The sequence below is a fragment of the Nonlabens sp. YIK11 genome (assembly GCF_001413925.1).
In the GTDB taxonomy this organism is placed as follows: Bacteria; Bacteroidota; Bacteroidia; order Flavobacteriales; family Flavobacteriaceae; genus Nonlabens.
The window spans coordinates 2477006-2500041 of the sequence record NZ_LBMJ01000001.1 but is presented as its reverse complement, the minus strand read 5'-3'; the positions used below and the strand labels follow the sequence as shown (position 1 = coordinate 2500041).

Sequence of the window (23036 nt, the reverse complement as noted above, 5' to 3'; positions counted from 1 at the left end):
TGTTGTAAAAATAGATTTTTTGGAATCTCGCTTTCGCGAAAGCGTCGTTAAAATAAACACCTTGCATAAAAAAAGCCTCTGTAAAAGAGGCTTTCTATAATTAGATTTTGACGCGCCAGCCGTGCTGGTCTGGTGCGCGATTGTATTGAATGTCCACTAATGCCTTTTTGAATTGGCTGGAATAGCTATTTTCCAATACGGGCAACTCAAAGGTAAAGTCATTGTGCTTGTAACCTTTGATAGGCACAACCACTGCTGCGGTACCACTACCGAAGAGTTCCTTGAGCTCGCCATTCTTTGCGGCTTCATTGATCTCGTTGATGCTTACGCGACGTTCTTCTACATCTATTCCCATGTCTTTGGCAATCTGGATAATGCTGCGACGGGTCACACCATTAAGAATGCGGTCGTTGTGCGGTGCGGTCAATAATTTATCACCTATGCGCACGAAAATATTCATGGTTCCAGCTTCTTCCAGATATTCATGGGTAGCAGCGTCTGTCCAGATGATTTGTTGGTAACCTTCCTTGATGGCAAGGCTGTTGGGATAGAAACTAGCCGCATAATTACCAGCAGCCTTTGCGTACCCTATACCACCATCTGCCGCTCTAGAGTACTCTGTAGCGATAACAACGCGTACATCACCACTGTAGTAGGATCTAGCGGGTGACATCACGATCATGAATTTATATTCTGTAGCAGGAGCTGCGGCAACACCATTCTCGCTGGCAATCATAAAAGGTCTCAAATAAAGGGACAAACCGTCGCCTTTACGTACCCAATCTCTATCGAGGTTGACCAATTCCTTAAGACCATCCATAAATACTTCTTCTGGTACTTCGGGCATGGCAAGTCTTTTGGCACTGGCGTTGAATCGTATCCAGTTATCTTCTGGACGGAAAAGAAATACGTCATCATTCTCATCCTTAAAAGCTTTCATACCTTCAAAAATTGCTTGGCCGTAATGAAATACCTTGCAACTAGGTTCTACCATGATAGGTCCGTAAGGTTTGATTTCGACTTTACTCCAGCTACCATCTTTCCATGTGCACTCGAGCATATGGTCCGTAAAGGTTTTACCAAAAGTTAGGTTCTCAAAATCAGTGGAATCAAGTTTAGAATTCCGAACTTTGTCAATAGCAATTTGGTGAGTGTGATTCATTGGGTATTTCTATTTTTGCAAAGATAGTAGTTATGCCATTATTATCGACATTGTCAAATTCTTAATTTTAAACCAAAATTTTAAAGATGAAACATTTATTTGCTCTAATTTTTATCACATTGACAATAGTGGGTTGTCGCGATGCTCAAGAAAATGATGAAACACCAGCGGTGAATGAAGACCAGCTGGAAGAAGTTGCCTTTACCAATTATGGTGATGACGTGACTGCAGACTCCTACATCAAGTCTGGAGACCTTACCTATTTGTTTTCGCAATTGAAACCTAACGATACGGTTAACGTCAAGGTACGCACGGTGATCAATGAAGTTTGTGCCAAAAAAGGTTGTTGGATTGAAGTACCTGTGGGCGACGATCAATCGGCTAGAGTTACTTTTAAGGATTACGGGTTCTTTTTGCCTAAAAACAGTCAGGGAAAAGAAGTAGTGCTTTCAGGAAAAGCTTTTAAAAGCGTGACCAGTGTAGAAGATGCTAGACATTATGCAATGGATGGTGGTAAAAGCCAAGAAGAAATTAACGATATTACTGAAGATCAAATCACCTTAAGCATCGTTGCCGATGGCGCACTGGTAGAAACCTATGAAGGTGCAGACGTTTTTGTGCCAGCTCCAGCAGAAGAATCAGAATAAGTGAAACGAGAAATCATGACCACAGGCGATGGTTCCAAAACCATCCACATGCCTGATCTTAATGAACAATACCATTCTAAACACGGCGCGCTTCAAGAGGCGCGCCATGTGTTTATAAAAATGGGGTTGGAACATTGGTTAGGGCAATATCCAGAGCTTAGCGAGCTTCATATTTTAGAATATGGCTTTGGAACGGGATTGAATGCTTTACTAACTGCGGTTTATGAAATAAGTGTGAAGATTCTTTACACGGGAATGGAAGCATTTCCTGTGACTATTGAAGAAATCGACGCTATGGATTATGGTTCCTTGATTGAAAAGGAGCAGCTGTACAAATCCATCCATCAAGCTTCATGGGATGAGAACGTGGCCATTTCAGATCGCTTTCAACTGGTTAAACAACAAATGACCTTTGAATCGGTAGCATTTGAGAATCAATTTGATCTTGTTTATTTTGATGCCTTCGGGCCACGTACCCAGCCAGAATTATGGGAACTCAGTGTTTTTAAAGCAGCTTTTAAAGCGTTGAAGAATAGTGGTGTCTTGGTGACCTATTGTGCTGCCGGCCAGGTAAGACGCAATTTGCAAGAAGCTGGATTTCTTGTAGAACGATTGCCTGGACCACCAGGAAAACGCGAAATGCTAAGAGCTACAAAAGCATAACTTTTATTTTGAATTTACTGTTTTTCGGTTCAAAAATGCTATTTGAATACCGCTTTTCATTCATCATTTAATATAAGCTTCACGGGTTGCGCGGTCGTTACCCGTTATTTTTACGACAAAGCTAAAAAAGGAATTATGAGTGAGTTGGTACGCAGTTTAGAACCCTTGACGTTATGGAACCATTTTGCAGATTTAAATGCCGTTCCTAGACCATCAAAGAAAGAAGAAAGAGTAAGGCAATTCATGGTTGATTTTGCCAAAACATTGAACCTAGTCGTCCTGCAGGATGATATAGGTAATGTGATCATTAAAAAACCAGCAAGTCCAGGAATGGAAGATCGCAAAACGGTGATCCTTCAATCTCACCTGGATATGGTGCATCAAAAGAATAATGATACCCAGTTTGATTTTGACACTCAAGGCATCGAGATGGAAGTCAAGACAGACCGAGTTACCGCCAAAGGCACTACGCTAGGAGCAGACAACGGCATAGGCGTCGCTGCCATCATGGCCATTCTATCCTCAAGAAATGTGGCTCATCCACCTATAGAAGCCTTGTTTACCATTGATGAAGAAACCGGTATGACAGGCGCCAAACAATTAGACAAAACTATTTTGACTGGTCAGATTTTGTTGAATCTGGATACCGAGGAAGATGACGAGATCGACATAGGATGTGCCGGTGGTATCGACATCACAGGTACCAAAACTTATACCTTAGAAAGTCTGGACTCAGGCTTTGAAACAAAAAAGCTCACCGTCAAAGGCCTCAAAGGAGGCCATAGTGGTATGGACATCCATAAGGGATTGGGAAATGCCAACAAAATCATCACCCGATTGATGGACGCCATGCAGAAAAAAGGAGTGGTCCACTTGCAGGAATTTCAAGGTGGTAGTTTAAGAAATGCCATACCTAGGGAAGCGGTTAGTGTGGTTCGCTTTCGCGAAAGCGAACTAGAAAACATCATGGCTTCATTTGAAAGATGTAAGTCAGCTATTGAAAAAGAGTATCAATCGCTAGAACCTAATTTATCCATCAGTATTGAGGATGCTGCCAGTAAAGAGGTTTTGAATGGTGAAGACAGCAAACATTTAATCTATATGATTCTGGGTATTCAAAATGGTGTCTATCGCTGGAGCCCAGATTTTGAAGATCTAGTTGAGGCCAGTAACAACCTAGCTCGCATCCAACTGAGCGATGGACAACTCGAAGTGGCTTGTCTGACCAGATCATCAGTTGAGAGTGTGAAAGACGACCTGAAAGCCACGGTGCGTGGTGTCATGGAATTAAATGATCTAGATGTTGTCTTTTCTGGAGATTATCCAGGTTGGGAACCTAGACAAGATAGCGATATCCTCAATGTGGCTACCAGTATCTACACAGATCTATTTACACAAGAACCTAGAGTGGTGGCCTGTCACGCCGGTCTGGAATGCGGGATTTTAGGAGAACGTTATCCAGATCTGGACATGATTTCTTTCGGTCCTAATATTAGAGGTGCGCACAGTCCAGATGAATACGTAGAAATACGATCTGTTCAGAAATTCTGGAAGTATCTACTGGAAATTTTGAAAAACGTGCCAAAAGCATAATGCTTCAATAGTACAAACAAAAAACCGCTGCAAGACGCAGCGGTTTTTTGTTTTTAGAACCTTGGATCTGGCTGTCTGCGCTGGTCGTACTTGATATCACTCAAGGCACCAGACTTAATTCCAATGAAGAAGAACCAGCTGTTGTTGACACCTATAGGATTCCAGTTAAAGCTCATACGGAAACTCTCCAGATCTCGCTGAAACCTTATCGTTGTAAAGGAAACACCTTTACCTACAAAGTCATAACCGGTGTTGCCGCCTATGCTCCATCGTGGTGAGAACTCCACATCACCACTAAGCATGATACTGTTACCGCTTATTTCATTTTGCCTACGTGCATTGTTGTACGTAAAAGTATAGGCAATGTTCAAATTCCACGGGATTTTAAAACGATACAGGCTATCCTCCAGATCTACATCTTGCTGCGTAGGTTCCTCATCATCCAGAAAGTTTCCTGTGGCAGGATCGATAGGATCACCAAACAAATCATCTGCTCGTCCACCATTGCGCAGGGTAGTGCTTTCTACTTTAGTTTCCTTGTCATCTTCATCTTTAGCGCCTTTCTCAAAATCCTTGCTGTCCAGTTTAAAATTGAAACGAGCACCAGCATTTGTCAATCGTGCTAAACTACCGCCATTGTTGATGTTGAACGTATTGATTCTTTGATTGTTGGCATCTAGAGCGTAAGGATCAAAATTGGCATTAAGCTGTAAGTCCACGTCTTTATAGATAGGAATAACGCCACTTAAATTTAAAGGACTTAGTTGCAGGGAATCGCCTGCAAGATTATAGCTCGTACTTATGTTAAGACTCTTGATCCATTGCTTCTTTTTGAGCTCGCCATCTTCACTATCTGGATCCAAGACTTTGGCCTCTAGGTTATTTTGAATACTCAGGCCTATATTGCTGGAGAAAACGCGTCCAGGAGCACCAAACAAAGTACCTTCAAATCGACTAAAGAAGCGTTCCTCGTCAGACACCATGACGCCATCTTCTCTCAATAACCTTTCATAATACTGATCAAAACTTGGGTTGATGTTATAAGAAACGGATGGTCTTATAACGTGACGTACCGCTTGAATCTTAGCTTCTGGATTGGAGCTTGTAAAACTACCATATATGGTGGTACCTAGACTGGCGTTGAAGCTGTAGGTGCGATAACTATCAAAACCGCTTATTGTATCTCTTCTAATGACTTGGTTTCCACTTTCATTAGCGACTAGGGTTTGGTCAATCGTGTCAAAAACCCAATTCTCTTGAAAACTTGCACCAGTACTCACACTAAAATACTTCGCAATCTTAAAGTTGGTCGATATAGGAATGCTATGCTGTATACCGGCACGAGCATCCTTAAAAATATCTGGAGTAAACAGATTATCGTTGGTGGTAGTGGCTCGATTCTCACCTCTCACATTATATTGTAAGTTGATGTTTTGAATGATTCCTTTCTTAAGGCCACCTTCACTAGCAAAGGGAAATACCCTGGAAACACTACCTTGAAATGTAGGTAGGGTAAGGTTGGTGGTGTTGGTATTCACATTCTGGTTAATGGAAACCGTGGTGTTCAAATTGACTTGAGGTTCTCCTGGGAAAGTTTTGGAATAACTAATGGAACTGCTCAAGTTGTTGATAAGCTGTGCGCTCTGGTTGGTTTGATTAAACGAGTTTCTATAGAAATCTGGGCTACCTAGGTTCACACTGGCGCTAAATCTGCTATTAGGACTTGCATTGGCGTCCTGACTGTGTTGCCAGTTAATATTATAACGACCGGTTTGTGCAAAATCTGAAAAACCTCGTTCGCTTCTAATGGACTCTTCCAGTAAAAACCTGATGCTACCAGAATACTTATATCTTTTCCTATAACTACTTTCCACACGGGCACCGTAACTACCATTGGTAAAATAGTCTCCTAATACGGTTAGATCCACGTAGTCATTAATGGCAAAATAGTAACCACCATTGGTCAGGTTATAGCCTCGATTGTTATCATTACCAAAAGATGGCAAAATAATACCACTACGTCGCTCATTGGTCATAGGGAAAAACGCAAATGGCAATCCTAGCGGCGTTGGAACATCTGCGATGTACATGTTCACGAGGCCAGTGACGATTTTCTTTTTGGGAACAAACTTGATCTTGCGCGCTAGGAAATAATACTCGGGATTCTCGGGATTGGAAGATGTGGTGAACCTCGCGTTGCGCATAAAAAAGACACTGTCGTTTACTTTTTTGGTAATCTCGGCCACGACATTGAATTCTCCTTGAGCCGTTTTGGAATTATAGGTAAGCGCTTTTTTCGTGTCTTTATTAAAAATGATAGAATCTGGCTCTACTTTATTGGCACCTTGTGTAAAAATGGGTTTTTGCACATAGGCATTGGTAGAATCCTCGACAATCCCATAAGCATATACGTTGCCCGTGTTATTATTAATAATGATTTTACCAGCTTCCAGTCGTATGTCACCATACACAATGATCGCCTGGTCATAGAGCGTCAAGGTATTTTGTCTGCGGTCAAAACGGTTGTAGCCTTTAGCGCTGGATTCTAGTTTGTATTGAAGAAAAGCTTTGGGTTTGGTCGTGTCTTGAGCCGTAGAATCCTGCTCTACCAAGGCCTCTTGAGTAACCACAACAGGCGTTTCCACCTTACCAGAATCCTGAATAATAGGTATAGGTCGTTGTACCACAGGATTTTCCTGTGCATAACACCAGTGTAGTCCTGTTAAGAAAACTATTGATAAAATGATATGCCGTAAAATGGGATACAATCTATACTAGGGTATATTCGTTAACGAATTGGTCTGGTTTTTGAAAAGTCAAAACTACATATAATTTCTAAGGGTTTTTTTGATATTTACGCTTTCGCGAAAGCGAATTCAAAACAACCTTCTTGCAACCGATGAGGTCCTTTTATGAAAACGAAAATTTATTTCTTTATTGCGCTATTCACTGCACCGTTGGTACTTTTTGCCAATGTTATGGCATCCCATGAGAACGATCCGCCTAACCGAAAGTTCAAGGTAGTTCTAGACGCTGGACATGGTGGCGACGATGGTGGTAATTCCTATGGTGGCGTGCGAGAAAAGGACGTGGCGCTTAAGGTGACCATGGCACTAGGAAAGAAGCTGGAAGCACATGCAGATATTGAGGTGATCTATACCCGCAAAACAGATGTTTTTATACCATTATGGAAGCGTGCAGATATTGCCAACAAGGCGCAGGCAGATCTTTTTGTTTCCATTCACTGTAATGCCTTCAAAAAGGAAAGTGCAAATGGTAATGAAACCTGGGTGCTGGGATTGAGACGTAGTAATGAGAATCTTGACGTGGTGATGAAGGAAAACAGCGTGATCCTGTTAGAGGATGATTATGAAGAAAACTACGATGGATTTGATCCTAATGATCCTTCATCCTATGCGACTAGTGTATTGACTCAAGAAATATATATGGAGGACAGCATCGACCTGGCTGCGATGATTCAAAATAACTTGGCTTCAAATGTCAAACGTACCAATCGCGGCGTGAAACAAAACGTTTTTGCCGTCTTGCGTCAGAGCTACATGCCTAGTGTATTGGTAGAAATAGGTTTTTTACCCAATACAAGTGAACGCAATTACCTGACTAGCACTAATGGTGAGAAGGCAGTCACCACGTCAATTTATGATGGTATCATCGATTATAAGCAGAATAGGGATATCAATGTTTCAACCATTTCTGAAGGTCAAAAAGCATCTTCTTCAAGTGCTGTGGCGATTGAGCCTGTGAGTTCCAAAGCCGTTTACAAAGTCCAGATTGCTGCCAGCAGTAAGGCTTTAGCGCCTAAATCCAACAATTTTAAAAAGTTACCATCTATTTCCAGAGAGAAAGAAGGTGATATCTATCGATATTTTACCGGTGAAACCAATTCTTTGGAAAAGGCTAGTGAACTTAGAGAACTAGCCGTAAACAAAGGCTACAAGACCGCATTCATCGTCATCATCGAGAACGGAACCAGACGCAGATTGTAGCAACTGCTAATTAATTGTTAGTCCTAATATATAGGCAAGTCTTATATTTACATTTGCTGAAACTGCTATGCAATGAAATTTACTAAAGAAATCAAGGTTGGATTATTAACGGTAGCTGCGATAGCACTGTTTGTTTTCGGCTATTCATTCTTGAATGGGCGCAACCTCTTAAAAGCAGATCGCTCCTTCTATGCGGTCTACAATAACGTGGAAGGTTTGACTAAATCTGCTCCAGTGACCATAAACGGTTTGATTGTAGGGAATATCGATGATATCGATTTTCTAGATTCTCGTGGGCGATTGATCGTAAAATTTCATGTGGATGAAAAATTCAACTTCTCTAAAGAAAGCACGGCAACGGTTTACAGCACTGGATTGATAGGTGGTAAAGCACTAGCCATAATTCCTAACTTTGAGTCAGATGCACGACTGGCAAAACCAGGTGATACTTTGATCTCAAAAACGGATAGCGGTATTGAAGGTCAGATCATGGAAGAGTTTCTTCCTTTAAAGGATAAGATTGAAAACATGGTAGTAAGTGCAGACAGTGTTCTTACTGCAGTAAACAAAACACTTAACCCAGATACTCGTAAAGCGATCGTGCAAAGTTTGCAGGAACTTAATAGAACCTTGATTCAAGTGCAAGGTCTTTCCAGTAATGCGAACCAATTCCTAACCAATAACGATAAAGAGCTTTCCAGTACCATAAAGAACCTGAATAAGACGACAGAGAATTTTGCCAAAATATCAGACACGTTAGCACAAGTTCAAATCGCAAGTGTGGTTAAAGATTTGGAAGTCACCGTTGGGAAATTCAATAACCTATTAGATGATGTTGCAGAAGGTGAAGGAACGCTAGGTAAGTTAATGACAGACGATAGGCTTTATACGAATCTTGAACGCGCCACACGCCAGGCAGAAATGCTTCTTCAAGACATTAAATTAAATCCTACTCGATACATCAATATTTCTGTTTTTGGTAAAAAGAATAAGGAATACGTAGAACCAGACGACCGTAAGTTATAATTCATGCAGTACATACCTAATATTATTTTTGCCATCCTGTTAATAGGAATGGTAGGCTTTTTTGCGACGAACATCCGTAAGATGATTCGCAACATCAAAGTAGGTAAAGAAGTCGACCGCAGTGATCGCAAATCAGAACGCTGGTCGCAAATGGCAAAGATTGCGTTAGGTCAATCTAAAATGGTGCGTAGGCCTATTGCTGGATTTCTTCACGTCATCGTGTACGTAGGTTTTGTCATCATCAACATTGAAGTTCTGGAGATTATCATTGATGGTTTGACAGGTCAACATAGAATCTTTGCTCCATTTCTGGGTGGTTTCTATGACTTTTTGATTGCAACTTTTGAAATTTTGGCATTCCTAGTTTTAGTAAGTGTTATCGTTTTCTGGATCCGCAGGAATGTGATGAATATTCGCAGATTCCTTGCAAGGGAATTAAAAGGCTGGCCTAAAAATGATGCGAATTACATCCTATATTTTGAGGTAGTTCTAATGGCATTGTTCCTAACCATGAACGCCACCGATCTGGCAATTCAAAATGGTGTTTTAAACGGAATGTTCACTAGTGAAGCGGCGATGCATTACGTTCATGGCAATACCGTGACCGGTAGTTTTCCTATCAGTAGTTGGATGACACCATGGTATTCAGGGCTTAGCTTTGAAACACTACACATCATCGAGCGAGCCTGCTGGTGGTTGCATATTGTAGGTATCTTGATTTTCCTAAATTATTTGTACTGGTCCAAACACCTTCACATCATGCTGGCGTTTCCAAATGTTTGGTTGGCAAAATTGACACCTAAAGGACAATTCACTAACATGGAAGCCGTCACCGCAGAGGTAAAACTAATGATGGATCCTAATGCAGATCCTTTTGCGGCACCGGCTGCAGGAGTAGAGGACGAGATGCCGGCATCTTTGGGAGCTAACGATATCTTTGACTTGAATCAGGTACAGCTCCTCAACGCCTACACCTGTACAGAATGTGGTCGATGCACGGCAGAATGTCCAGCAAATATCACGGGCAAAAAATTGAGCCCGCGCAAGATCATGATGGACACGCGCGATCGACTGGAAGATGTGGGCAGCATCATCAATAAAGAAGGAGAATGGAAAGATGATGGCAAGACCTTATTGAATGACTACATCACCACAGAAGAGCTTTGGGCTTGTACTACCTGTAACGCCTGTGTAGAAGCATGTCCTATAGGCATAGATCCATTGAGCATCATCATGGAGATGAGAAGATATTTAGTGCTGGAAAACAGCGCTGCACCAACTGAATTGAACGTGACCATGAGCAATATTGAAAACAATGGAGCGCCATGGCCTTATAACCAACAAGATAGATTAAACTGGGCAAACGAAATTTAATGAGCGACGACAAAAACTTTATAGAAGCCAAAGCAGAAGACGGATCACTAATCAGTCCTATTTTGCCAGAAGGCGTGAAGAACTACCTTATAGACATTGACGGTACCATCACAGAAGATGTTCCCAATGAAGAGCCAGAACGCATGGCTACCTGCGAACCGTTTCCAGATGCGCTACAGACTTTGAACGAGTGGTATGATGACGGGCACGTGATCTGTTTTTTCACCTCACGTACAGAGGATCATAGAGAAGTGACAGAGAACTGGCTCAACAAACATGGTTTCAAATACCACAGTTTATTGATGGGCAAGCCTCGCGGCGGCAATTACCACTGGATTGACAACCACATGGTACGCGCCACGAGATACACGGGCGAGTTCACCCATCTGGTAGAGAAAGAAGTGACCATAGAGGTGTTCAAGAATCATAAATAGTTCGCTTTCAAGGAGCTCTGCGACGCAGAAGTTCACACTGAGCACAGTCGAAGTGCGAAAGCGTAACTACACAACATACCTTACAAATTTACAGAGGCTGCGTCTCGACAAAGCCCTGAATGTGAAACAATATGAGTGAAGCAATAAAAGTCCCAACGGTAGCCGAATTTATCGCGCAGAACAAACAACCAGAAGTCCTATTCTGGGTAGGTTGTAGCGGTAGTTTTGACGATCGCTCTAAGAAGATTACCAAAGCTTTTGTAAAGCTTTTGAACAAAGCAGGCGTTGAGTTTGCTGTTCTGGGAGCAGAGGAAAGTTGTACGGGCGATCCAGCAAAACGCGCTGGTAACGAGTTCTTATTCCAGATGCAAGCCATGATGAACATTGAGGTTCTCAATGGTTATGAGATTAAGAGAATAGTAACCGCATGTCCGCACTGTTTCAACACCTTGAAAAATGAGTATCCAGAATTAGGTGGTAACTATGAGGTTATTCATCACACTTCATTCCTTAAAGACTTAATAGCTACAGGAAGACTAACTATTGAAGGTGGGAAATTCAAGGGCAAAAAAATTACATACCACGATCCGTGTTATCTGGGAAGAGCTAACGAGATCTATGAGGCACCTAGAGATTTGATTGAAAAACTGGATGCTGCATTAGTAGAAATGAAGCGCAGCAAGCGTAATGGTTTATGCTGTGGCGCTGGTGGCGCACAAATGTTCAAGGAGCCAGAAGAAGGCAAAAAGGATATCAACATCGAGCGTACTGAGGAAGCATTGGAAACCGGTGCTGAAGTGATTGTTGCTGCTTGTCCATTCTGTAACACCATGATGAGTGACGGTATAAAAGCGGCGAACCAAGAAGGAAAAGTAGAAGTTCTTGACGTGGCAGAGATGATTGCAAATGCCGAGGATTTGTAATGTTTAATATGGAAATTTTAGCAACTAATAAAAATAGAGCAACTTTAAAGGTTAGGATCATGTTTTCTGTGGTCTGTTCTTTAATCACTACAGCTCTCTTAGTCGGCGCTAATTATTGGGTAGACATGATTGATTTTGAATCAACAAACGCTTTTATTTTTCTCTTAGGGTATTCCATCATTTTGTTTTTAACTTCATATTTTTTCTTAAAAACGAACAATGAAAAAAGTCGTTGAGAAAAGGTCTCTGATCTCCGTACTTTCTATCGGTTTTAGTTGTGGATTGTTAATCGCCGTTGGAATGGCTTTATGGGATTATTTTGATAATGAGCCATTTCAATTGACCCAGTTTTTATTTTATATGATATTCTTTGGTTTTTTTATGGGTTTCTCATCCCGTCACAAGATCACAAAAATTTAATTATGTTAGTAGACTTTCAAGAACTTCCTGATGATGCCAGAGTATGGATCTATCAAGCAAATCGCACCTTCAAGGATGAAGAGTTAGAAATTCTCAAGCCTCAACTTGATGCATTTTTACAGCAATGGACGGCTCACGGTAAGGATTTGAAAGCAGGTTATGATCTTCCATATCATCGTTTTATCGTCATAGGATTAGATCAAACAGAAGCTGGAGCCACAGGATGTTCCATAGATGCTTCCGTGCGTTTTATTCAGGCTGTGGAAAAGGAGTTTGATATTGATTTGATGGACAAGATGAATGTATCATTCAAAAACGGACCTTACGTGGCCTATAAAGAGCTTTCTGACTTCAAAAAAATGGCCAAGGCTAAATCCGTATCCGCTAACACCATCGTTTTCAATAACCTCGTTCAAAACGTAGGTGAATACAAGGAACATTGGGAAGTTCCAGCTTCTGAGAGTTGGCACTCTAGATTCTTTTAAACCGTTCATAAAACAGTTGATATCATCTTTTAATTCTGCCGCATCCATTGGCGGATGGCTAGCAATATTGCTATATTTCCGTGTAGGGAACGATTCTTGATTTCCCTTGCAGACAAGCCGTTTTAGAAGATTATGATGAAGAATATTATAGGGCTGTTTTTGGTTTTCGCTTTCGCGAAAGCGTATTCCCAACAATCCACAAACCCATTACAAAGTACAGATGCACAAGCCCAAAAAATATGGGTGGACAGTGTCTATAATTCTTTAAGCCAAAAGGAGAAAATAGGTCAGCTTTTTATGGTGGATCTATTTTCAAACAAGGATAAGGCGCACGTTGACCGTGTGCGCAACCTTGTTAAAAATCACCGTATAGGCGGCATTATCTTTTCTAAAGGTGGACCGCTGCAACAAGCACATTTGACTAATGAATTACAAGCAGCGTCAAAAACGCCCATGATGATTGCTATGGATGCTGAATGGGGTCTTGCGATGCGACTGGACAGTGTGTATGCTTTCCCATGGAACATGACGCTGGGCGCGACACGCACATCTACCAGCAGTTATGAAGTGGGCAAACGTATAGGTGAGCATTGCAAGCGACTGGGCGTTCATATGAATTTTGCTCCAGATGTGGATATCAATACCAATCCTGATAATCCTATTATTGGGAATCGCAGTTTTGGCGAAGACATGGAAAATGTTACCCAAAAATCTTTTGCCTTTATGAAAGGCATGCAAAGCACGGGAACATTAGCTTGTGCAAAACACTTTCCAGGACATGGTGATACAGATCAGGATAGTCACAAAACACTACCTACGGTAGGTTTTACCGCAGCGCGCATTGATAGTGTTGAGCTATATCCTTACAGACGCCTTATCGACCATGGACTGGCCAGCGTCATGGTAGCACACCTTAATATCCCAAGTCTGGAACTTCGCGCAGGATATCCTACCAGCATTAGCAAGAAAGTAGTGACAGATCTTCTTAAAAAGCAACTCAACTTTCAAGGCTTGATCTTTACTGATGCGCTTAATATGAAGGGCGCGAGCAATTTTAGCAAACCTGGCGATATCGATCTTGCAGCCTTCAAGGCAGGAAATGACGTTTTGCTGATTTCTGAAGATATTCCAACCGCCATCATCAAGATTGCAGAGGCCATCAACAAGGGAGAAATTACCCAAGAACGACTGGAGCATAGTGTAAGAAAAATACTGATGGCAAAATATCAGGTAGGCTTAAATAATTATACACCTGTCGATACCGATGACTTGATTAGTGATTTACACACTCAAATGGATGATGTGGTATATGAGTCCGCCATGGAGCAAGCGATTACCTTGCTAAAGAATGATAAGAAGATATTGCCCATCAAGGACCTAGAAACTAAAAAGATCGCCTATGTTCATTTAGGTGACGATTCAGGTGATGCTTTTTTCAAGCAATTGAACAAATACACGACGGTTGATAGGGTAGAAGGTAATGATATAGCCACCTTGTTGCGCAATCTTTCTAAGTACAACACAGTTATCGTAGGAGCTCATCGTAGCAACGATAATCCATGGACATCCTACAAATTATCCTCAAAAGAATTGAGCTGGCTTAAGGCGATAAGTAAAAATCACAGAGTAATTGTGGATTTATTTGTAAGACCCTATATGCTGGATCAGTTAAAGGATATTAAAGGCATGGAAGCCATTTTGATGTCTTATCAAAATAGTCAATGGAGCCAGGAAATAAGCGCACAGATGATTTTTGGTGCTAGAGATATCAACGGTCGTCTACCGGTAAGTTCTGGCAACTTCAAGGTAGGCGATGGACTGGAATTAAAAGGTGTCAAACGACTTTCTTATGGTGCCACACCTGCAAGCGTTGAAATGGATCAATCGATTTTAAATAAAATTGACAGCGTGGCCCAATTTACCATCGATAAAAAAGGCGCTCCTGGAATGCAGATTTTAGTTGCCAGAAAAGGTAAAGTGATCTTTGATAAGAATTATGGTGGTCATACTTATGGTAAAGAAGACCCAGTGATGTCTGAGGATATTTATGATATGGCCTCTATTACCAAGATCATGGCCACCTTGCCGTTGTTAATGGAGCTGGAAGACCGTAATGTAGTCAATCTAGACAAGCCACTTTCCGCTTATGACGAGAAGTATCGCAATACCAATAAATCAGATATTACGCTTAAGGAAATGCTTTCCCATTATGCTCGCTTGAGACCTTGGATTCCTTTTTACAGATATACTTTAGATACTTTGGACGCTACGCCATTACAACAGTTTTACTCTAAAAATAGGAGTGATCGCTATCCCATTGAAGTGGCAGATCATTTCTATGCGAGTAATTTAGTAACAGACACCATATTTAATAGAATTGCGACCAGCGATCTATTGGAAAGAAGAGTATATAAATACAGTGACTTACCGTATTACATTGTCAAGGATTTTTTGGAAGATTATTATAAAAAAGATCTGAATGAATTGACGCAAAATCATTTCTATGCTTCAATGGGAATGGATCATACAGGTTACCTGCCATTAAAACGATTCCCTAAAAATCAGATCGTACCAACTGAAAATGATACCTTATTTCGTAGGCAGCAAATCCAGGGATATGTTCATGATCAAGGCGCTGCCATGCAAGGTGGCATAGGTGGTCATGCAGGTTTATTTTCTAATGCCAATGATGTAGCAAAGATGATGCAAATGTATCTTCAAAAAGGCTCCTATGGTGGCAAAACCTATTTTAGCAGTGAGACCTTTGATAAATTCAACTATCGATATTTTGCTGGTGATAAGGTGCGTCGTGGTGTAGGCTTTGACAAACCATCCTTGGACGATGTAGGGAACACCTGCAATTGTACTAGTGATAGCAGCTTTGGTCATAGTGGTTTCACAGGAACCTACACCTGGGCAGATCCAGAAGAGGAACTTATCTATGTTTTCCTTTCCAATAGGGTTTACCCAGATGCTAATAACCGATTTATCATTAGCGAGAATATCAGGACCAACATTCAGCAAATCATTTACGATTCCATCATCCAGTAAAAACCAATACTTATGAAAATTGCAATAGTCTGTTATCCAACCTTTGGCGGCAGTGGAGTAGTAGCCACCATGTTGGGAACAGCACTGGCACATCGCGGTCACGAGATACATTTTGTCACCTACAAGATGCCGGTACGACTGGAACTATTGTCACAGAAAATATTTTTTCACGAGGTAGATGTAGAGGAATATCCGCTGTTTCATTACCAGCCGTATGATCTGGCTTTGAGTAGTAAGCTAGTGAACGTGGTGCAGGAATACAATATCGATGTGCTTCACGTGCATTATGCGATACCTCATGCTTATGCTGGTTACATGGCACAACAAATGCTGAAGGACCAAGGCATCACCTTACCTATGGTCACCACCTTGCACGGTACGGACATTACCCTGGTAGGAAGTCATCCAGTCTATAAGCCATCAGTTACTTTTAGTATCAACAATAGTGATGTGGTTACATCAGTCAGTGCTAGTTTGAAGCAGGATACCATGGATCTTTTTGATATTAGGAAAGAAATCAATGTGGTTCCAAACTTCATTGATATGTCGCTTTACAAGACCGAGTTTTCTGATTGCGATCGCTCCATTATGGCGTTTCCCAATGAGCGCATCGTGACCCATATAAGCAATATGCGTCCCGTGAAACGTATCAAGGATGTCGTCAAGGTTTTTGAGTTATTATCGCAAGAGGTGCCTAGCGTTCTCATCATGGTAGGCGATGGATCTGATCGTATAGAGGCGGAAGAATATGCTCGTTCCCGCAAGTTGCAGCATAAGATCAAATGGCTGGGAAACAGTAGCGAGATTGATCGTATTTTGTGTTTTTCAGATTTATTTCTCTTGCCGTCAGAAAAGGAAAGCTTTGGACTTGCCGCGCTGGAAGCAATGGCAAACCGCACGCCTGTTATCAGTTCTAACACTGGCGGTCTTCCAGAGGTCAATGAGAATGGAGTCACTGGTTACACAAGCGATGTTGGAAACGTTGAGGAAATGGCGCAAAATGCCATTCACATCCTTAAGGATGACGAAGTGTTGAGAGGTTTTAAAGAGTCCGCTTTCGCGAAAGCGAAACAATTTGACATACAATTGATCATACCACAATATGAGAAACTGTACGAATCCTTACTGCACGTCCAGCGATAAAAAAAAGGCGACCCAATTGGGTCGCCTTTAGTATATAAACATTTGTTTTCTAGAATTGGTATCTGATACCTAGAGCGATATCTAATTCCAAATCGTCGCGATAGTCTGCAAAATAAATTTCTGGACGTACGTCTAGCGAAAGAATCAATGGGAAGTCAAAGTCATACTCGATACCCACTTGGCCAGCTGCAAAAATAAACACCTCGCTATCGTCATTATTATCTCTTCCTGGGAAATCATCGTCAAAATCAATGCTTCCTAGTCCACCACCAACACCTGCGTACCAGTTAAAGCCGCCTTCTATATTCCAAAGCCACTGATAAACACCAGTCAATTTGAATGCGTCAAAGCGTCTTCCAGTTTCAAGGCCTAGATCCACCTCTAATCGATTGTTGCCACCTAATGCGCGCTGATAAGAAATCTCTGTTCCTAATCCGTCGCCATCACCTATTCTTAAGCCTATAGCATTATCTGAAATGGTTTGCGCCTGTACGGCAAAAGTTGTTCCTACGATTAGGGCTAACGTAAAAAGAATTTTTTTCATAATATTTGAATTTGTTGTCAAATATCCAATTATAAAAAAGTATAAAATCCTTATTTCATGTTAAGATGATGAAAGGATTATCCTTCAAATTCTTCATCTGGTGCAGCCTCTTCTTCTCGTCTTTGTTCTCTTTTTTGCTGGTTGAAACGGTACGTGAACGCAAGCGTTACTTGACGTTGTCTATATTGAAATTCACTATCTGATATAAAAGTTGCAGTGTTGGTAGTTGACTCACGTCTTCTGGAATTTAATAAATCGCTAACGTTTAAGGTCAATGAACCCTGCTCATTAAGTATGTCTTTGCTCGCTGCAAGATTAACGGTGGTGATCGCATTTTGTGTTCCCTGAGCATTTTCTGAAGCACCTCTATAGTTGACACGAGCTTGGAAATCAATTTTAGCGGGCAATTCAAACTTCTGGTTCAACCTCAAGAAATAAGTGGTGTTGACAAAATCAAAATTTTGATCGTCTCTTACGCCAGTCGGGTCCACGTAGTCTCCATCTGTCTCTACTCTAAATACATTAGCATCAGAATTGATGGTCCACCATTTGAATGGTCTATACGTTAAGGTTAATTCATATCCTAGACGCTGCTCGGTAGAGAGGTTCACGGGAAATCTAAATACCGCAGTGGTGTTATCACCTGGAGCAATTCCTGAGGTCTCGATGGTTTCCACATTGTCGGTACTTCTATTATAGTAGATAGAGGTGCTCAATGTCAGTTTAGACCATCTTCTCAAATAACCTAAATCTACCTGATTAGAAAACTGCGGATTCAAGTCAACATTCCCTTGATAGAAAGAGTTTTGACTGGACCTACTTGGGAAAGGATTCAATCGGCGGCCTCTTGGTCTGCGGACTCTTCGGTTATATCCCAACGTTATATTTTCATCTTCTTGCAATTCATACCCTAGATTTAGGGTTGGGAAAAAGCTGCTGTAGCTTTTCTTGTTGGAAACATCGGTAGTTTCTTGATTGATATTGATGTTGGTTTGTTCGAATCTAAGACCAGCCAATAGAGAAAATGCGCCAAACTCCTGTCCGTATTGACCGTACACAGCGTTGACGAATTCCTCATAATTAAAAGTATTATTCAATTGAGGATCTGGAATAAATCCGCTACCATCGTTGAAATCTTCTATCTCTTCAAAAAAGTAGCTATTGGAAATATCTCTGTAGTTACCGCGGTAACCAGCTTCATATTGAATGTTTTCACCAACTGGTTTTACCCAATCCACTTGGACCAAAGCTTCAGTTTCATCTTCGGTTTCTAGAAGTCTTTCCAGGTCGTTTAAGGTATTGGAAATGAGTTCTGTTTGATCAATATTGGATTCCTTATCTTCTATAGAAATGGAATATTGAGCGGTCGCTGTCAACTTTTGACCGTTATCATCAAGATCATTTTGATAATCTAGTGAGAATTGCAAATCATCCTCATCTTCTGACTCGAGCTCTCTTCTTAAGTTAATCTCATTAAACTCTTCGCCTTGAAAAGTTCTTGTGTTGTTGTTGGTCGTTTCATCATCATCATTTCCAAGCCTGTAAACAATGTTACCCACAATGCTACTATTATCATTGATAAAGTATTCCGCTCCAAAACTGGTAAAATAGTTTCTACCCAATCGATCAAAATCTCTACGTTCTTGAACAGCTAGCAAGGTAGTGTCAGGAAGCTGAGCATTGTCGTCAAACTTGTAATCAATGTTTGTTCTCGCATAACCGGGCGCAGTTCTATAGTTATATCCTGTATTAGTAAATAGGTTCCATTTATTGGTTCTATAATTAAGGTTTGCAGATGCTCCATAGCGCTCTGGATAACCGGCACTCACATTAAATGACCCGTTAAAACCTTGAATCTGATTCTTTCTAAGAATGATATTTAGGATACCTGCGGTACCTTCAGCATCATACCTGGCACTAGGCGATGTGATCACTTCAACACGCTCGATAGCTTCTGCAGGAATTTGTCTTAATGCTTCTGCACCATTGAAGCCCACTAAGGCGCTGGGACGTCCATCAATAAGTATGCGCACATTATCGTTACCCCTTAAAGAAACATTTCCTTCCACATCAACAGATACCGAAGGTACATTGTCCAAAACATCACTTACAGATCCACCACGCACGGTAAGATCTTGACCTATATTATAGATCTTTTTGTCCAGTCTCAAATCCACCGTGGTCTTTTCTGCCACGACCACGGCTGCTTCTAGCTGTGCGATATCTGGCTCCATGGAGATGGTTTCAAATACTTTTTCGCTCTCGATTACTACATTCTCACGTACCACAGGTTTAAAGGATATAAATTCCCATTTCACGGTATAGGTACCTGGAGTTACCAGAAATTGATAATTACCATTAAGATCAGTAATTCCGCCTTGTGGAGATACGTTAGGATCTGAGCTGATCACAGATACCGTGGCGAATTCTAATGGTGTTTGTGTGGTTTTGTCCAGTAATTTTCCCGAAACCTGTACTGGTTTTTGGGCAAAAGAGATAAAGGAACAAAATAGAAAGAGTGAATAAAGAATATGTTTCATGATAGATTTAGCTTATTGCTAAGACTGCAAATCTATCTTCTGGTTTAAACGCGAGTTGCTAAGTTTGAGTTAAAGGCGTACCGCAATTTCACAACTAAAAGTTAATTACTTGTAGCTACAATTGATCTGTAGGTTTTTCCTGACCAGTTTCCATCAAAAATGCTTTTAGAAACGCATCTAGATCTCCATTAAGAACAGCATCCACATTTCCAGTTTCATGACCGGTTCTGACATCCTTGATCAACTTATATGGGTGCAACACGTAATTACGTATTTGAGAACCCCATTCAATCTTCATTTTACCAGCTTCAATCTCGTCACGAGCAGCATTTTGCTTTTGCAACTCGATTTCATAAAGTTGGGATTTCAACATTTGCATCGCCTTCTCTCTATTTTCAAGCTGCGATCTGGTTTCCGAATTATGGATGATGATTCCTGAAGGATGGTGCGTCAATATTGCCTTGGTTTCTACCTTATTGACGTTTTGCCCACCAGCGCCGCTGGATCGTGCAAAATCCCAAGAAATATCTGCCGGATTGATTTCTATTTCTATACTGTCATCTGCTAGTGGATATACATATACAGACGCAAAGGACGTATGCCTTTTTGCATTGGAATCAAATGGTGATATACGTACTAGGCGGTGTACACCATTCTCACCTTTTAGCCATCCAAAGCTATAATCACCTTCTATCTCTAGCGTCACTGTTTTGATACCGGCTACATCACCAGATTGAAAGTTCAGTTCCTTGACCTTATAGCCACTCTTTTCTGCCCACATAATGTACATGCGCATGAGCATTTCTGCCCAGTCACAAGACTCTGTACCTCCAGCACCAGCCGTGATCTGTAGCACCGCGCTAAAGTCGTCACCTTCATTAGACAACATATTTTTGAACTCCAATTTCTCTACCAGTTCCAGCGCTGCTTGGTACTTTGAGGTAACGTCTTCTTCTGTGGCTTCATCTTCCTTATAAAATTCATAGAGCACCTCAAGGTCCTCGCCCAGCGTTACCGCAGTGGCATAATCTGTGGTCCATGCCTTTTTGTTACGCAGCTGTTTCATGATGGCTTCGGCATCCTTGGGCTTGTTCCAAAAATCTGGTGAGAAGGTTTTCTCCTCAAGATTGGTAATCTCGATTTGCTTGGCCTCAATTTGCAGATAATCTTTCAACGCTGCCGTTCGTTCTTTCAATTGCGCGATTTGGTCTGCTGTAATCATGTACTAGGAATAATTTGGAGGGTAAAAATACAGCTAAATTCCCTTTTTTATTGATGATTCCCGATGGTTAAGTGTGTAAATGGGATTAAATTTATCTCGCTTTCGCGAAAGCGAAATATCCTTAAATCCACCTGCGTCTCTATGGCATGGGAAAATAAAAAGAGTTTATGATTGATTTGCGTAGTGATACCGTGACCAAACCTAGTCCCGCCATGCTTGAAGCCATGTTTCATGCAGAAGTTGGCGATGATGTGTATAAGGAAGATCCAACGGTAAACGAGCTCGAACGCCGTGTGGCCGAAATGTTTGGAATGGATGACGCCTTATTTTTTCCTACCGGTAGCATGGCTAATCAAGCGGCAATCAAAATGCATACGCAACCTGGCGAGCAGTTGATCTGTGATAAATATGCTCATGTGTACAATTATGAAGGTGGTGGCGTGTCTTTTAACAGTGGTGTCTCGTGCAAATTGCTGGACGGTTCTCGCGGTATGGTAACAGCAACACAAGTAGAAGAGGCGATCAATCCGCCAGATTTTTATCACAGTCCATTGACCAAGCTTGTTTGTCTAGAGAATACTACCAATAAAGGTGGCGGCGCATGTTATGATTGGGAAGTGGTTAAGGAGATCAAAGCGGTTTGCATCAAACATGGTTTAGGGTTGCACCTGGATGGTGCCAGATTGTGGAATGCAATGGTCAAAACAAATCAAGATCCCAAAGAGTACGGCGAGTTATTTGATTCGGTTTCCGTTTGTTTTTCAAAGGGAATGGGAACACCGCTGGGAACAGTACTTACCGGGAAGAATCCGCTGATGAAAAAAGCGATGCGCGTACGTAAGGTTTTAGGTGGTGGAATGCGTCAGACCGGTTTTATGGCCGCAGCGGCGCTTTATGCGCTGGATCACAATATCGAGCGACTTAACGAGGATCATCGCAAGGCATCAGAACTGGAAACCTTTCTCGCAGCGCAATCCTGGGTAAAGAAAGTTGAGCCAGTCGAGACCAACATCATCATTTTTGAGGTGTTTGATGAAAAGGCAGTAAGCGATTATTGCGCTCAGAACGATATCATAATTAGCAACATGGGACAAGGCAAGCTGCGACTGGTTACACATCTTGATTACACCGATGTGCAGCACGCGCAGTTTAAGGACTTGATGACGAAGTTTGGAAATTAAACTTGAAAATTGAATAATTAATATTACCCTGAATTTTTATCAGGGTCTACTTGTATCTACTAATTACTCCGTTTATTTTCTTCTGTGACCAATCAAATTGCAGCACGTCACAATCTAATATGCTATCTTAAATATGCTGAAACCCTTTGAAAAGCTCAGGGCAGAAGAGTTTAGCATGACAGAAATAAGATAACCAGCTTACTTAAACATATCCAGTCCCGGAATATTGGGCATTCCTTCAGATGCTACGGCTGCTACCTCTTTATCATAAATGTCAGAGGCGCGATTCAAGGCTTTATTCAAGTTAAGAATCAAGTAATCCTCCAGTTGCTCTTTGTCTTCAAGAAGCTCATCTGCAACTTCAATCTTTTTGATTTGACGATCTGCTGTTATTGTGATATTAAGAAGGCCATCGCTTGATTTTTCATCAATCAACACGGTAGACATTCTTTTCTTGGTGTCTTCTACTTTTTGTTGGGTTTCTTTTAGTTTGCCCATCATTCCCATCATATCTCCGAACATAATCTTCTCTTTTTTGAATTTTAGACCACAAAAATAACAACTCCTAGCTTTCTCAAGCATCAGTTAACCTTTGATTATCTTGCGGGCTTATTTTTCAAG

General features: G+C 41.3%; 19 protein-coding genes. 13 read left to right on the top strand and 6 right to left on the bottom strand.

Annotation, left to right across the window (positions count from 1 at the left end):
• Nucleotides 1-100: 100 nt before the first annotated feature.
• Entirely contained in the window at nt 101-1162 is a 1062-nt protein-coding gene (locus AAU57_RS11290) for a branched-chain amino acid aminotransferase (protein WP_055413010.1), read from the bottom strand.
• 86 nt (nt 1163-1248) lie between these two features.
• Here AAU57_RS11290 and AAU57_RS11285 point away from each other — a divergent pair, with 86 nt between their 5' ends.
• The 3 genes from AAU57_RS11285 (at nt 1249) to AAU57_RS11275 (ending at nt 4065) form a co-directional block, all read left to right on the top strand.
• A complete protein-coding gene (locus AAU57_RS11285) occupies nt 1249-1809 on the top strand; it encodes a DUF4920 domain-containing protein (RefSeq protein ID WP_055413009.1) in 561 nt (186 codons plus the stop codon).
• Nucleotides 1810-2472 carry a tRNA (5-methylaminomethyl-2-thiouridine)(34)-methyltransferase MnmD gene (gene mnmD, locus AAU57_RS11280; RefSeq protein WP_055413008.1) on the top strand — a complete coding sequence of 221 codons (663 nt, stop codon included), beginning with the start codon at nt 1810-1812 and terminating at the stop codon, nt 2470-2472.
• A gap of 135 nt (nt 2473-2607) precedes the next feature.
• Nucleotides 2608-4065, top strand: a complete 1458-nt coding sequence (locus AAU57_RS11275; protein ID WP_055413007.1) for an aminoacyl-histidine dipeptidase — start codon at nt 2608-2610, stop codon at nt 4063-4065.
• A gap of 53 nt (nt 4066-4118) precedes the next feature.
• On the opposite strand, the gene AAU57_RS11270 is transcribed toward AAU57_RS11275, so the two are convergent.
• Nucleotides 4119-6833 carry a putative LPS assembly protein LptD gene (locus AAU57_RS11270; RefSeq protein ID WP_055413006.1) on the bottom strand — a complete coding sequence of 905 codons (2715 nt, stop codon included), beginning with the start codon at nt 6831-6833 and terminating at the stop codon, nt 4119-4121.
• Between the two features lie 144 nt (nt 6834-6977).
• Here AAU57_RS11270 and AAU57_RS11265 point away from each other — a divergent pair, with 144 nt between their 5' ends.
• From AAU57_RS11265 to bshA, 9 genes are all read left to right on the top strand, one after another.
• Nucleotides 6978-8072, top strand: coding sequence for an N-acetylmuramoyl-L-alanine amidase (locus AAU57_RS11265; RefSeq protein WP_055413005.1), 1095 nt, complete (start codon nt 6978-6980; stop codon nt 8070-8072).
• A 72-nt stretch (nt 8073-8144) separates the two neighbouring features.
• The gene (locus AAU57_RS11260; RefSeq protein WP_055413004.1) at nt 8145-9098 is read left to right on the top strand and encodes an MlaD family protein; all 954 of its coding nucleotides are present in this window, start codon (nt 8145-8147) and stop codon (nt 9096-9098) included.
• Nucleotides 9099-9101: 3 nt separating this feature from the next.
• Nucleotides 9102-10472 (top strand): (Fe-S)-binding protein, encoded by a 1371-nt coding sequence (locus AAU57_RS11255; RefSeq protein WP_055413003.1) that lies wholly within the window; start codon nt 9102-9104, stop codon nt 10470-10472.
• The gene (locus tag AAU57_RS11250; protein ID WP_055413002.1) at nt 10472-10906 is read left to right on the top strand and encodes a hypothetical protein; all 435 of its coding nucleotides are present in this window, start codon (nt 10472-10474) and stop codon (nt 10904-10906) included. The genes AAU57_RS11255 and AAU57_RS11250 overlap by 1 nt, the downstream gene beginning before the upstream one ends.
• Nucleotides 10907-11037: 131 nt before the next feature.
• Complete coding sequence (locus AAU57_RS11245) at nt 11038-11829, top strand: (Fe-S)-binding protein (protein ID WP_055413001.1); 792 nt, start codon at nt 11038-11040, stop codon at nt 11827-11829.
• 219 nt (nt 11830-12048) lie between these two features.
• On the top strand, nt 12049-12249 hold the full coding sequence (locus tag AAU57_RS11235; protein ID WP_055412999.1) for a hypothetical protein: 201 nt from the start codon (nt 12049-12051) through the stop codon (nt 12247-12249).
• 2 nt (nt 12250-12251) lie between these two features.
• Nucleotides 12252-12734, top strand: coding sequence for a hypothetical protein (locus AAU57_RS11230; protein WP_055412998.1), 483 nt, complete (start codon nt 12252-12254; stop codon nt 12732-12734).
• Between the two features lie 135 nt (nt 12735-12869).
• Entirely contained in the window at nt 12870-15785 is a 2916-nt protein-coding gene (locus tag AAU57_RS11225; protein WP_055413755.1) for a glycoside hydrolase family 3 N-terminal domain-containing protein, read from the top strand.
• Nucleotides 15786-15797: 12 nt separating this feature from the next.
• On the top strand, nt 15798-16928 hold the full coding sequence (bshA, locus tag AAU57_RS11220) for an N-acetyl-alpha-D-glucosaminyl L-malate synthase BshA (RefSeq protein WP_055412997.1): 1131 nt from the start codon (nt 15798-15800) through the stop codon (nt 16926-16928).
• A 49-nt stretch (nt 16929-16977) separates the two neighbouring features.
• Here the strand turns inward: bshA and AAU57_RS11215 are convergent, their stop codons facing one another.
• From AAU57_RS11215 to prfB, 3 genes are all read right to left on the bottom strand, one after another.
• On the bottom strand, nt 16978-17472 hold the full coding sequence (locus AAU57_RS11215) for a hypothetical protein (protein ID WP_055412996.1): 495 nt from the start codon (nt 17470-17472) through the stop codon (nt 16978-16980).
• Nucleotides 17473-17549: 77 nt separating this feature from the next.
• Nucleotides 17550-20012: an outer membrane beta-barrel family protein gene (locus AAU57_RS11210; protein WP_082438612.1), complete on the bottom strand. Its 2463-nt coding sequence runs from the start codon at nt 20010-20012 to the stop codon at nt 17550-17552.
• A gap of 115 nt (nt 20013-20127) precedes the next feature.
• On the bottom strand, nt 20128-21234 hold the full coding sequence (gene prfB, locus AAU57_RS11205) for a peptide chain release factor 2 (RefSeq protein ID WP_055412995.1): 1107 nt from the start codon (nt 21232-21234) through the stop codon (nt 20128-20130).
• 167 nt (nt 21235-21401) lie between these two features.
• Between prfB and AAU57_RS11200 the strand changes: the two genes are divergently transcribed.
• Nucleotides 21402-22415: a threonine aldolase family protein gene (locus AAU57_RS11200; RefSeq protein WP_055412994.1), complete on the top strand. Its 1014-nt coding sequence runs from the start codon at nt 21402-21404 to the stop codon at nt 22413-22415.
• A 198-nt stretch (nt 22416-22613) separates the two neighbouring features.
• On the opposite strand, the gene AAU57_RS11195 is transcribed toward AAU57_RS11200, so the two are convergent.
• Nucleotides 22614-22997 (bottom strand): YbaB/EbfC family nucleoid-associated protein, encoded by a 384-nt coding sequence (locus AAU57_RS11195; RefSeq protein ID WP_082438611.1) that lies wholly within the window; start codon nt 22995-22997, stop codon nt 22614-22616.
• Nucleotides 22998-23036 lie beyond the last annotated feature (39 nt).